This is a genomic window from Micromonospora sp. WMMD1274 (assembly GCF_049179035.1).
Taxonomy (GTDB): domain Bacteria; phylum Actinomycetota; class Actinomycetes; order Mycobacteriales; family Micromonosporaceae; genus Micromonospora; species Micromonospora tulbaghiae.
This window is the reverse complement of sequence record NZ_JBMHMG010000001.1, coordinates 5,769,189-5,780,959: the sequence shown is the minus strand read 5'-3', so window position 1 is coordinate 5,780,959 and position 11,771 is coordinate 5,769,189. Positions and strand designations below refer to the sequence as shown.

Annotated in this window: 12 protein-coding genes; 2 read left to right on the top strand and 10 right to left on the bottom strand. The window is 73.0% G+C overall.

What is annotated here, in order from left to right:
- Positions 1-32 precede the first annotated feature (32 nt).
- Both ACN27D_RS27385 and ACN27D_RS27380 read left to right on the top strand, forming a co-directional pair.
- A complete protein-coding gene (locus ACN27D_RS27385) occupies positions 33-575 on the top strand; it encodes a DUF2243 domain-containing protein (protein ID WP_121683045.1) in 543 nt (180 codons plus the stop codon).
- Positions 572-1,393 (top strand): cytochrome c oxidase assembly protein, encoded by an 822-nt coding sequence (locus ACN27D_RS27380; RefSeq protein WP_121683046.1) that lies wholly within the window; start codon positions 572-574, stop codon positions 1,391-1,393. The genes ACN27D_RS27385 and ACN27D_RS27380 overlap by 4 nt, the downstream gene beginning before the upstream one ends.
- 234 nt (positions 1,394-1,627) lie before the next feature.
- Here the strand turns inward: ACN27D_RS27380 and ACN27D_RS27375 are convergent, their stop codons facing one another.
- The 10 genes from ACN27D_RS27375 to ACN27D_RS27330 all read right to left on the bottom strand — a co-directional run bounded on the left by ACN27D_RS27375 (position 1,628) and on the right by ACN27D_RS27330 (position 10,935).
- Positions 1,628-2,137, bottom strand: coding sequence for a shikimate kinase (locus tag ACN27D_RS27375; RefSeq protein WP_091424298.1), 510 nt, complete (start codon positions 2,135-2,137; stop codon positions 1,628-1,630).
- Between the two features lie 55 nt (positions 2,138-2,192).
- Positions 2,193-3,371: a chorismate synthase gene (gene aroC / locus ACN27D_RS27370; protein WP_350815981.1), complete on the bottom strand. Its 1,179-nt coding sequence runs from the start codon at positions 3,369-3,371 to the stop codon at positions 2,193-2,195.
- 85 nt (positions 3,372-3,456) lie between these two features.
- Positions 3,457-4,299 (bottom strand): shikimate dehydrogenase, encoded by an 843-nt coding sequence (locus ACN27D_RS27365; protein ID WP_421500340.1) that lies wholly within the window; start codon positions 4,297-4,299, stop codon positions 3,457-3,459.
- A 29-nt stretch (positions 4,300-4,328) separates the two neighbouring features.
- Entirely contained in the window at positions 4,329-4,724 is a 396-nt protein-coding gene (locus ACN27D_RS27360; RefSeq protein WP_421500339.1) for a hypothetical protein, read from the bottom strand.
- Between the two features lie 64 nt (positions 4,725-4,788).
- Positions 4,789-5,994 carry an endolytic transglycosylase MltG gene (gene mltG / locus ACN27D_RS27355; RefSeq protein ID WP_358172823.1) on the bottom strand — a complete coding sequence of 402 codons (1,206 nt, stop codon included), beginning with the start codon at positions 5,992-5,994 and terminating at the stop codon, positions 4,789-4,791.
- A complete protein-coding gene (ruvX, locus tag ACN27D_RS27350) occupies positions 5,991-6,452 on the bottom strand; it encodes a Holliday junction resolvase RuvX (RefSeq protein WP_151500724.1) in 462 nt (153 codons plus the stop codon). Before ruvX ends, mltG begins: the two co-directional genes overlap by 4 nt.
- 241 nt (positions 6,453-6,693) lie before the next feature.
- Complete coding sequence (gene alaS / locus ACN27D_RS27345) at positions 6,694-9,375, bottom strand: alanine--tRNA ligase (protein ID WP_421500338.1); 2,682 nt, start codon at positions 9,373-9,375, stop codon at positions 6,694-6,696.
- Positions 9,372-9,677 carry a hypothetical protein gene (locus tag ACN27D_RS27340; protein WP_013285491.1) on the bottom strand — a complete coding sequence of 102 codons (306 nt, stop codon included), beginning with the start codon at positions 9,675-9,677 and terminating at the stop codon, positions 9,372-9,374. Before ACN27D_RS27340 ends, alaS begins: the two co-directional genes overlap by 4 nt.
- A 32-nt stretch (positions 9,678-9,709) precedes the next feature.
- Positions 9,710-10,171: a DUF948 domain-containing protein gene (locus tag ACN27D_RS27335; protein WP_013285490.1), complete on the bottom strand. Its 462-nt coding sequence runs from the start codon at positions 10,169-10,171 to the stop codon at positions 9,710-9,712.
- 146 nt (positions 10,172-10,317) lie between these two features.
- Positions 10,318-10,935 carry a hypothetical protein gene (locus tag ACN27D_RS27330; protein ID WP_091424570.1) on the bottom strand — a complete coding sequence of 206 codons (618 nt, stop codon included), beginning with the start codon at positions 10,933-10,935 and terminating at the stop codon, positions 10,318-10,320.
- Positions 10,936-11,771 lie beyond the last annotated feature (836 nt).

The following is an 11,771-nucleotide window of genomic DNA, read 5'->3' as shown; positions in this document are numbered from 1 at the left end:
TGCCCGGCCGCAGGGCGGGTAGGGCGGCCGGAATGAGTGAGACGACGGCACACACGACCCGGCCGGAGTCCGCGACGAGCATCCGGCTGCCCGCCACGATCCTCGGCGTCGGGCTCGGCGGCTTCGTCGACGGCATCGTCCTGCACCAGGTCCTCCAGTGGCACCACCTGCTCAGCAGCACCGGCAGCGACCGGATCGGCGTCCGGGAGTACCCGGTGGACACGGTGCCCGGATTGCAGATGAACACGCTGTGGGACGGCCTGTTCCACGTGGTCACCTGGGTGGCGGTGCTGACCGGCCTGGCCCTGCTCTACTCCCGTGTCACCCACTCCCGGGGCCGGCTGTGGCGCTCGCCGATGCTGTGGGGCTGGGCGCTCATCGGCTGGGGCCTGTTCAACCTGGTCGAGGGCGTCATCGACCACCACCTGCTCGGCATCCACCACGTGCGCAGCGGCCCGAACCAGCTCTGGTGGGACCTCGGGTTCCTCGCCCTCGGCGTGGTGCTGATCGCTGTGGGCTGGGCGATCCAGCGCCGCGCCCGCGCCGTCGACCTCTGCGCGCCGGAGCGCCGGTGACAGTGGCCCACGCCGGGCACGCCGCCGGCGGCTTCCCGGCCACCGCGCTGATCCCGGTGGCGTTGTTCTGGGCGTACCTGGCCGCCGCGCTGCGGCTGCGCGACCCCGGCGGGCCGGGCTGGCCGCACGCCCGCACCGCGAGCTTCGGGCTGGGCGCGCTGCTGCTGACGGCCGGGCTGCTGTGGCCGGCCGGGGACTTCGTCGGGCACATGTGGCAGCACCTGCTGATCGGCATGCTCGCGCCGCTGGCGCTGGTGCTCGGCGCCCCGGTCACGCTGCTGCTGCGCACGCTGGACCGGCGTACCGGCCGGAGGCTGGTCCACCTGCTGCGGCATCCGGTCGCGCGGGTGCTCGGCCACCCGGTGACCGGGCTGCTGCTCACCGCGGGCGGGCTCTGGCTGCTCTACCTCACCCCGCTGTACCGGGCCACCCTGGACAGCCCGGCCCTGCACACGCTGGTGAACCTGCACTTCCTGCTCAGCGGCTGCCTGTTCGCCTGGTCGATCGCCGGTCCGGATCCGGGACCGCACCGCCCCCGCGTACCGGTCCGGCTGGTGGTGATCGGGTTCGGGGTGGCCGCGCACGCCACCATCGCCCAGCTGCTCTACGCCGGGCTGTTCGTCGACGTGCCCGCCACCGCCGCCGAGCTGCGGGCCGGCGCCACACTCATGTACTACCTGGGCGACCTGGCCGAGATCGCGCTGGCGCTGGCGCTGCTCGCCACCTGGCGGCCCGAACCGGCCCGGCGCCGCCGCGCGCGGAGCCCTCGCCGCCGGGCCGGACGCCGGACGGCCGGGACCGCTGCGGCCAACGCCTGACCGTCCACCCTCGCGCCGGCACGCCCTCTCACTGGCCCATGGCGTTCCACCCACCGACGTCACGCGCCTCGACTGGAAGACCACGGGTGCCACAACCCTCGGGAGACACCCACACCGTTCCACCCACCGACGGCATCCACGCCGGCTGGAACACCATGGGTGCATAACGCCCCGGGAGACACCCACGGCGTTCCACCGAGGGAGCCGGGAGCCGGGTGTGGCTGGGCGGGCGGGTCAGGGCTTGAGCAGCGCGGCGATCTCCGCGGCCAACTCCTGCGGCGTACGCCCGTCGGTGACCACGGTCGCGGTCGCCACCTCGGCGTAGAGCGGGCGGCGCTGGTCCATCAGGTGCTTGAGCGTGGCGCGCGGGTTCAGCGCGAGCAGCGGCCGGCCGGCGCCGAGACCGACCCGCTTGAGCGCGTCGGGCAGCTCCACCGACAGGTGCACCACCGTGTGGCCGATCAGCGCGGCCCGGTTCTCCTCGGCCAGGACCGCGCCGCCGCCGAGCGCGAGCACACCCGCGTGCGACGCGAGCGCCGCCGCCACGGCGGCCCGTTCGAGGGTACGGAAGTGCTCCTCCCCCTCGTCCACGAAGATCTCCGGGATCGGCTTGCCGGCGAGGTTCTCGATGTCGGCGTCGGTGTCCCGGAAGCCGACGCCGAGCGCCTCGGCGAGCGCCGTGCCGACTGTGGTCTTGCCGGAGCCGGGCGCACCGACCAGCACGCAGACCGGCCGGGTGCTCATCGTTGCCACCTCTCGTTCGCGACTGCGGGACTCCGCTGCGCTGCGTTCCTCGCGCTCACCGGACCACCAGGCTGTCGAGGTAACCGGCCAGGTTGCGGCGCATCTCGGCGACCGAGTCGCCGCCGAACTTCTCCACCGCCGCCTCGGCCAGCACCAGCGCGACCATCGCCTCGGCCACCACCGCTGCCGCCGGCACCGCGCACACGTCCGAGCGCTGGTTGATGGCGGTGGCCGGCTCGCCGGTGGTCACGTCGATCGTCGCGAGCGCCCGGTTCAGCGACGAGATCGGCTTCATGGCCGCCTTCACCCGCAGCGGCTCACCCGTGGTGATGCCGCCCTCCAGGCCACCGGCCCGGTCGGTGATCCGCCGCACCCCGGTGGCGGTGGGCACGATCTCGTCGTGCGCCTCCGAGCCGCGGGAACGCGCCTGCTGCCAGCCGTCGCCGATCTCCACACCCTTGATCGCCTGGATCGACATGAGCGCGGTGGCGAGGCGGGCGTCGAGCTTGCGGTCCCACTGCACGTGGCTGCCCAGGCCCGGCGGTACCCCGTACGCGAGCACCTCGACCACGCCACCGAGCGTGTCGGCGGCCTTCTTCGCGGCGTCGACCTCGGCGACCATCCGGGCGCTGGCCTCGGCGTCGAGGCAGCGCAGCGGGTCGGCGTCGATGCGCGCGGCATCCTCCGGCGTGGGGCGCAGACCCGGCTTGACCGCCACCGGACCCAGCTCGACCACGTGGGAGACGATCTCGACGCCGAGCGCCTGACGCACGAGCGCCTTGGCGACGGTGCCGACCGCGACCCGGGCGGCGGTCTCCCGGGCGCTGGCGCGTTCCAGGATCGGCCGGGCGTCGGTGTGCCCGTACTTCTGCATGCCGGCCAGGTCGGCGTGACCCGGGCGGGGACGGGTCAGCGGCGCGTTGCGGGCCTGGCTCGCCAGCTCCTCCGGGTCGACCGGGTCGGCGGCCATCACGGTGCGCCACTTGGGCCACTCGGAGTTGCCGACCCGGATCGCCACCGGGCTGCCCAGCGTCACGCCGTGCCGGAGCCCGCCGATGATCTCGACCTCGTCCTGCTCGAACGACATCCGGGCGCCCCGGCCGTAGCCGAGCCGGCGCCGGGCCAGTTCGCCGGAGATCTCCCCGGTGGTCACCTCGATGCCGGCGGGTACGCCCTCCAGCATCGCGACGAGGGCGGGTCCGTGCGATTCACCTGCAGTCAGCCAGCGCAACACGACGGTCAGTCTGTCACGCCCGGTGGTCACCGGCGTACGCCGCCCGCCGCGTCCCGCCCTGCGGACGGGCCCGTCCGCGCGCCGGTCACACCGGTCCGGCGCCGGCCCGTTCCCGTGCCAGGGCGTCGGCCATCGCGGCGCGTGGCGCGGTGACGCCGGTGAACTGCTCGAACTGGCCGAACGCCTGGGCCAGCAGCAGGTCCAGCCCGGAGACCACCCGGCATCCGGCGGCCAGCGCCGCCGCCGCGAGCGGCGTGGGCCACGGGTCGTAGACCACGTCGAAGAAGACGGACTCGGGCCGCCAGTCGAAGTTGTCGGCGAGCGGGTCGGCGACGCCCTTCGGCACCGTGGAGATCACCAGGTCGGCGCGGGCGTGGGCGGGCGCGCCGTCCCACTCGGCGCCCGCCAGTGGCACGCCGGCCACCTCCGCGACCGGGCGCAGCTCGTCGACGGCCTCCGGGCGACGGGCCACCACTGTCACCTCGGCCGCCCCGATCCGGGCCGCCGCCGCGATCGCGGCCCGGGCCGTACCGCCCGCGCCGAGCACGGTGACGACCGCCCCGGCCACGCAACCGGCACCGGTGAGCACCTCGACCATGCCGGCGACGTCGGTGTTGTCGGCGTACCAGGTGCCGTCGGGCCGGCGTACCAACGTGTTGGCGGCGCCGACCGCGGCGGCGACCGGCGAGACCTCGTCGGCCAGCGCGAGCGCCGCCTCCTTGCCGGGCATGGTCACCGACAGCCCGGCCCACTCCGTGCCCAGGCCCGCGACCAGGCCGGGCAGGTCGTCGGCGCCGGCTTCGATCCGGGTGTACGACCAGCCGGTCAGCCCGGCCGCCGCGTACCCGGCGGTGTGGATCACCGGGGAGAGCGAGTGGGCGATCGGCTTGCCGACAACAGCGGCGCGGCGGGGGGTCGAGAACTGCACTGCTTCTCTCCCCCCAGGTCATGAACGGATCAGGGTAGCGTAGCCGCGGACGAGCAGTTGCCGATCCCGGTTCGGCAGATCCGGTAGGAGTAGTTCGACACACCGAACGTCGCGGACTTCTCCGTCGAGGTGCAGACGGAATCGCCCTGCCACGACCACGAGGTTCCCCCGGGTGCGCGCACCTGCCAACGCGCGCAGTGCCCGTCCGACAGCGTGTCGCGAGCGAACAGCTCCCAGTTGGAATCGCCCAGGTAGACCGCTCTTCCAGCCGCTCCGGTCGTGCTCCGGGTGATCGTCGCCGCCTGTGCCGGCACAGCAGCAAATCCCAACAGCATCGCGACGCCAGTTCCCACCACGCCGACTCGCCGCGTCCACAAACCACGCATCATGAGGCACCCCCGCGTCTCGATGTCGAATACAGGCACCGAGCGTAGTGACTGCAGTCGATCTCCGCAAGCATCGCGGCTGAGCGAGGTCGCGCGGTCGTGCCTAGAGAACGCCGTTCTCCTTGGCCTTCTCGATGTTGCGCTCATGCTCGGCGTTCGTCGTCGCGAAAGCCGAGTGTCCCTGCTTGTCGATGGCGACGAAGAAGAGCCACTTCTCGTTCGGCGGGTTCAGCGCCCCCTCCAGGGCCTGCTTCCCCGGGTTGTTGATGGGAGTCGGGGGCAGACCCGGGCGAGCGTGGGTGCTGTACGGGTTCTTCTCGTCGTACAGCTCCTCTCTGCGCATGTCCTTCGACGCCTTTGTTGGCTTGCCGGTCAGCTCCCAGTAGTAGTTGACCGACACGTCGAACTGCAGACAGCTGCAGGGGAAGTTGCCGCTGTAGACCCGGTTGTAGGCGACGCGGGCGATCTTGCCGAGGTCGTCCTTGTTACCCGCCTCCGCCTGCGAGAGCGACGCCACGATGAGCACCTCGTACGGGCTGATGCCGCCACGGTTCGCCTGCACGTTCTCGGCGAACTTCAGGTTCCCGGTGACGGTGAGGAAGTTGTCCACCATCAGCTTGAGCACTGTTTCGGCGGTGGCCTTCGGCGGGATCTCGTAGGTGTCCGGGAACAGGAATCCCTCGACCGACGGCTTGACCTTCTTGCCGTCGGAGCGCTTGAACCACCAGTCCGGGACGCCGAGCGCCTCCGGGTCCTTCGCAGCGGCCTCGAAGTCCTTGACCGGGATGTCGGTCTTCTCGGAGAGCCGCTTGTAGACCGTCTTCGCGGTGAGCCCCTCGGGGATGGTGATCCCGTTGACGATCTTGTTCTTGAGGTCCAGCAGCGCCACGACCGCCGCGTCACCGCTCATCTGCTTGCGCAGCTTGTACGTGCCGGGCTGGATGTTCTTGCTGCGCGAGTTCTCCTCGGCGGCCTCGATGAACGCCTTGGTGCTCTTCACCACGTCGGCGGCGACGAGCGCGTCGGCCATGTCGGCGATCAGCGCGCCCTGCTTGATCTCGACTGTCACCTCGCCGGTGCCGGAGCCGTCGTAGTCGGGGGTGACGAAGTAGTTCTGGACCCGGTCGAAGCCGTAGAACGCGCCGCCGCCGATGCCGCCGAGCAGAACCAGGGCGAGCGCGAGGGCGAGCAGGGTCTTGCCCCGGCCGCCGCCGGACTTGCCCTGGCGCCGGCGTACCGCGCCGCGCCGGTGCCGGCCCTTCTCCCCCCTGTCCTGCTCGTCGAAGCCCAGATCAAGATCGTCGATCATTGCGTCCGCCTCCGCTGTGCGTCCAGCCAGCTCTGCAGAATCTCCACCGCGGCGGCCTGGTCGACCACCGCTCGTTGGCGCTTTCCCCGGACGCCCCGTTCGGCCAGCCTACGACTCGCGACGACGGTAGACATCCTCTCGTCCGTCAGCGTCACCGGAATTGGCCTCATTACATCAGCCAATCGGCTGGCATATGCTGATACGTTCACCGCCGCCGGGCCGTGTTTTCCGGCGAGGTTGACCGGCAGCCCGACCACGATCCCCACCGCCTCGTGCTCGGCGGCGAGCCGGACCAGCTCGGCCATGTCGGCGGGGACCGCGTCCGGTTCGGCCGTCAGATCGCGGGCCAGCGTCACCAGCGGCGTCGCGAGGATGCCGTGCGGATCACAGCGGGCCACCCCCACCCGGACCTGACCGACGTCGACACCCAGCCGGACGCCACGGGACAGCTCGCTCACGAGCGGACACCTCCCCGCCGGTACGGGCCAGGGCGGACCGGGTGGTCCGCCCTGGCGTCGATCGTTGCGCTCATGCCGTGCCGACTGGGCATGCCCTCACGGCCCTCGCTCCGCTCGGTGCGTTCGCTCATGCCGTGCCGACTGGGCATGCCCTCACGGCCCTCGCTCCGCTCGGTGCGTTCGCTCATGCCGTGCCGACTGGGCATGCCCTCACGGCCCTCGCTCCGCTCGGTGCGTTCGCTCATGCCGCGTCGGCGACCGCCCGCTCGACGGTGACCAGCAGGTTCGGCGCCTCCGTCGCGGGCAGCCCGCCGCCCTGGGCCAGGTCGTCGCTGCCGCCGCCCCGGCCGGAGAACGCGGCCTTGACCAGGTCCTTCGCGCTCAGGCCCCGGCCCCGGGCGGCCTGGTTGACAGCCACCACGAGAGACGCCTTGCCGTTGGCCCGGGCAGCCACCGCGACCACCGCCGGGCGGGCCGCGTCGATCCGGCCCCGGATCTCCTGGGCGAGGGTCCGCACGTCGTTGGCCGCCGCGCCCTCCGGCGCCTCGGTGCCGACGTACGCGACGCCGCGCACGTCCTTCGCCTGCGCCGCCAGGGCACCGGCCCCGCCGAGCACGAGCTGGGCGCGCAGCTTCTCCAGTTCCTTCTCCGCGTCGCGCAGCTGGGTGACGGTCTGCTCCACCCGGTCGGCGACCTGCTCCCCCGGCACCCGGAACAGCTCGGCCAGCCGGGACACCAGCAGGTGCTCGCGGGCCAGAAACCCGAACGCGTCCATGCCGACGAGCGCCTCGATCCGGCGTACTCCGGAACCCACCGACGCCTCGGAGAGGATCTTCACCAGGCCGAGCTGGGCGGAGCGGGCCACGTGCGTGCCGCCGCACAGCTCACGGGCGTAGTCGCCGACCTCGACGACCCGGACCCGCTCGCCGTACTTCTCGCCGAACAGGGCCATCGCCCCGATCCGGCGGGCCTCCTCCTGGCTGGTGACGAACGCGTGCACCTCCAGGTCGGCCAGCAGCACCTCGTTGACCTGCTGCTCGACGTCGTGCAGCACGCTCGGCGCCACACCCGTCGGGGTGTTGAAGTCGAACCGCAGCCGGCCCGGCGCGTTGAGCGAACCCGCCTGGGTCGCCGACTCGCCGAGGAAGTTGCGCATCGTCTGGTGCACCAGGTGCGTCGCCGTGTGCGAGCGGGAGATGGCCCGGCGGCGGGACACGTCGATCTCGGCGTACCCGGTCTCGCCGGAGCGCACCTCGCCGCGCACCACCTTGGCCCGGTGCACGATCAGGCCGGGCACCGGCTGCTGCACGTCGAAGACCTCGACCTGGCCGCCGCCGACGGTGATGAGTCCCTGGTCGGGCTGCTGGCCGCCGCCCTCGGCGTAGAACGGGGTGGTGTCGAGCACCAGCTCGATCGTGTCCCCCTCGACAGCCGCCGACACGGTGGCGCCGCCGGACAGCAGCGCGCGCACCCGGGACTCCCGGCTCAGCTCGGTGTAGCCGGTGAACTCCACCGGCCCGCCGCCGTCGAGCACCGACCGGTACGCCGACACGTCGGTGTGCCCGGTCTTGCGCGCCTGCGCGTCGGCCTTGGCCCGGCTGCGCTGGTCGGCCATCAGCCGGCGGAAGCCCTCCGCGTCGACCTGCAAGCCCTGCTCGGCCGCGATCTCCAGGGTCAGGTCGATCGGGAAGCCGTACGTGTCGTGCAGCTGGAACGCCTTGTCACCGGAGAGCGCCGCCTTGCCGGCCGACTTGGTCTCGGCGATGGCGGTGTCCAGGATCGTGGTGCCGGCGCGCAGCGTGGCCAGGAACGCGTCCTCCTCGGCGTACGCGTACTGGGAGATCCGGCCGAAGTCCTCGGCCAGCTCCGGGTACGACGGCGCCATGCAGTCGCGGGCCACCGGCAGCAGTTCCGGCAGCGCCCGGTCCTGGTAGCCGAGCAGCCGCACCGCCCGGATCGCCCGGCGCATGATCCGCCGCAGCACGTAACCCCGGCCCTCGTTCGACGGGGTCACGCCGTCGCCGATGAGCATCAGCGAGGTGCGCACGTGGTCGGCGATCACCCGGAGCCGTACGTCGTCCGGGTGCGACTCGTTCGCCGCGTGACCGGAGTGCACGCCGTAGCGCTTGCCGGTCAGCTCGGCGGCCCGGTCCAGGATCGGCTTGACCTCGTCGATCTCGTAGAGGTTGTCCACGCCCTGCAGCAGCGAGGCCATCCGCTCCAGGCCCATGCCGGTGTCGATGTTCTTCGCCGGCAGGTCGCCGAGGATCGGGAAGTCCTCCTTGCCGACGCCCGGACCCCGCTCGAACTGCATGAAGACGAGGTTCCAGAACTCCAGGTAGCGGTCCTCGTCGACCTCCGGGCCGCCCTCGCGGCCGTAGGCCGGGCCGCGGTCGTAGTACAGCTCGGAGCACGGGCCGCACGGGCCGGGGATGCCCATCGACCAGAAGTTGTCCGCCTTGCCCCGGCGCACGATCCGCTCGGCCGGCACGCCGGTGGCGCGCCAGATGTCGTACGCCTCGTCGTCGTCCAGGTAGACGGTGGCCCAGATCCGCTCCGGGTCCAGCCCGAAACCGCCCGCCTCGACCGGCTTGGTGGCCAGGTCCCAGGCGAGCGGGATCGCCCCGGACTTGAAGTAGTCACCGAAGGAGAAGTTGCCGTTCATCTGGAAGAACGTGCCGTGCCGGCTGGTCTTGCCGACCTCGTCGATGTCCGGCGTCCGGATGCACTTCTGCACGCTCGTCGCCCGCGCGTACGGCGGGGTCTGCTGGCCCAGGAAGTAGGGCACGAACTGCACCATGCCCGCGTTGATGAACAGCAGGTTCGGGTCGCTGATGGCGGGCAGCGGAGCGGACGGCACCACGGTGTGCCCGTTCGCCTCGAAGTGGGCGAGGAACCGCCGCTTGATCTCCGCCGTCTTCATCGCTGGTGGTCCTCCGGGAAAATCTCTCGGTCACCGATCCGCGGGTCCTCCCGCAGCTCGGCGAACTGGTCGTCGTACACCTCGCCGCGGGCGAAGGCCTCGTGGATCTCCTGCTCACGCTCGGCCATGCCGACCCGGACGTCGTCCACGAACGCCCGCAGCGACTCGACCAGACCGCCGGCGGACTCGGACAGCCCGCTGGCGATGCCGGCCGGGGTGTACGCCTGCGCGGTCCGGGTGGCCTTGCGCACCACCAGGACGCCCACGGCCAGCCCGATGCCCAGCCAGAACAACCGCCTCATGTTCTCATCCTTCCCGCGTACGCCGGTCGGGGTCAGCGGTTGCCGCGCTTGGCGGCGCGACGCTGCTGCTTGATGGTGTCGCGCACCTCGCGCTCGGTCTCGGCGTGCCGGCGGGCGGAGGCGGCCCGGCGCACGCCGTACCCGAACGCGGCCACCTTGACCAGCGGGTTCGCGGCGGCGGCGGAGACCACGGTGGCCAGGTTCGCCACGTTCGCGGTGACGTTCTGCGCGTGGCTGGTCATGGTGTCCACCTTGGCGAGCTGCAGGTTCACCCCGTCCAGCGAGGTCTGCACCTGCTCCAGCGCCACGTTGACGTTCTTCACCGTGGTGTTCACGTCGCCGAGCAGCGGCGCGGTGCGCTCGTTCACGTCGGTGATCATGCGGGTCGTCGCGTCCACGGTGTGCCGCAGCCGCAGGATCGGCACCGCCAGCACGAGCACCAGCATCAGGAACGCGCCGGCCGCGATCAGCGCAGCGATCTCTCCACCACTCACGCGAAAGTCCTCCTCAAGCAGTGTCCCGGGACCCGACGCCCCGGAACGCGCGACCGTACCTACCCACTTCGCGCCACGCCGACCCGGTCACCGGGCGCGGACGGGCGTGCCAGCCCCAGACCCTACCGTCCGTGATGAAAGTCGGCTCACGACGGTGAGGGGGTCGCCTCGCCCAGCGGGTCGTCGGTCAGGGTCGGGTACGGATCCTCACCGGTGAGTGACGGATCGGTGGTCGGTGTCGGTCCGGTGCGCTCGTCGTCGATCGCGTTGCGCACCTTCACCGACACCAACGAGCCGGTGCACTCCGCCGCTGCGGGCGTGGCCGGTGCGGTCGGCGCGGGCGCCCCGTCCACCGGCGGGGGCGTGCAGGTGCGGTCGCGTACCCACAGGTCGAGCGTCAGTTCGTCCCGGCGCCAGCAGGTGTAGCTACCCGGGACCTTCTCGTCCGGGCAGCGGTCGACCTTCCAGCGCCGCCACCCGTCCCCGGTCAGCGCCTTCTCGTAGACCGCGACGGTCTCCTTCCACCCCTGCTCCGACTCGACGGAACGTTCACGCAGGCGGCAGTCCTGGAGGCACCAGCGGCTGCCGCTGACGTTGTCGACGGTGTTGCTCTGCGCCCAGGCGGGCACGGCGAGCGCGTCGAGGGTGTCGAAGACGGGGTCGCGGCTGAGCGTCCGCATCCCGAAGTACAGCGGCACCGCGCCGAGCAGCACGAGGCTGACCAGGGCGAGGATGCCCAGCCGCAGCCGGGTGCGCTCGCGCATCTGCCGGCGCAGCTCGGACCGGGCGCCGCGCAGGCCCCCGGCCTCCGCGCCGCTGTCGTCCGGTCCGGGACCGCCGGGCCGTGGCGCGCCGCCCGCTGCGGGCCGTGGCCCCGCGGGCTCCCCCGGGGGTACGGCCACAGCCGCGCGGGCCGTCGCCGGTGTCGCCGCGTTGCCCGGTCCGGGCCGGTCCGGCTCCGGTCCGGGTGGCGTCGCACGTCCGGCGCTCCGCTCGTCCGGCGCGACCGGGCGGGCCACACCGGCTGCCGCGCGGGCGGTCACCGGCGCGCCGGGCGGCACCGGGCCGTCGCCTGCCGGCCCTCGGGCGCCGGGTGCCACCGGCGGACGGGGCCCGGCACCGGGCCGGGTGTCGTCGGGGCGTGCCATCCCGCGTCCGTCGCCACCGGGTCCGGCCGGACCGCCACCGGGGCGGCCGGCACCGACCGGCACCCCACCGGTGCGCTCGACGTCGCCACGCGGACCGGGACCGGCCGGACCCGCCGGGCCGCCACCGGGGCGGCCACCGTCGGCGGGAATCCCGCCCGTGCGATCGAGGTCGCCACGCGGACCCGGGCGGGCCGGGCCGGCCGGACCCGCCGGAGCACCACCGGGACGGCCACCACCCGCGGGAATCCCGCCCGTGCGATCGAGGTCGCCACGCGGACCCGGACCGGCCGGGCCGGGAGCGGGCGCGACACCGGGGCGCGCCGCGCCGCGGGCCGGACCGGGCCCACCGCGCGACGGGTCGGACGGCTGGGACCGGGCCGGGGGCACGGCCGGACCGGGCTGGCCGGGGCGGCCCGCCGGTTCGGCGCGCGCCGGCACGTCGGGGCCGGGCT

What these genes read in the sequence shown, in the direction of transcription:
- ACN27D_RS27385 (WP_121683045.1), top strand. Translation starts at nt 33, where the DNA reads ATGAGTGAGACGACGGCACACACGACCCGGCCGGAGTCCGCGACGAGC.
- ACN27D_RS27330 (WP_091424570.1), bottom strand. Translation starts at nt 10,935, where the DNA reads ATGCGCGAGCGCACCCGGCTGCGGCTGGGCATCCTCGCCCTGGTCAGC.
- ACN27D_RS27340 (WP_013285491.1), bottom strand. Translation starts at nt 9,677, where the DNA reads ATGAGGCGGTTGTTCTGGCTGGGCATCGGGCTGGCCGTGGGCGTCCTG.
- alaS (WP_421500338.1), bottom strand. Translation starts at nt 9,375, where the DNA reads ATGAAGACGGCGGAGATCAAGCGGCGGTTCCTCGCCCACTTCGAGGCG.
- ACN27D_RS27375 (WP_091424298.1), bottom strand. Translation starts at nt 2,137, where the DNA reads ATGAGCACCCGGCCGGTCTGCGTGCTGGTCGGTGCGCCCGGCTCCGGC.
- mltG (WP_358172823.1), bottom strand. Translation starts at nt 5,994, where the DNA reads ATGATCGACGATCTTGATCTGGGCTTCGACGAGCAGGACAGGGGGGAG.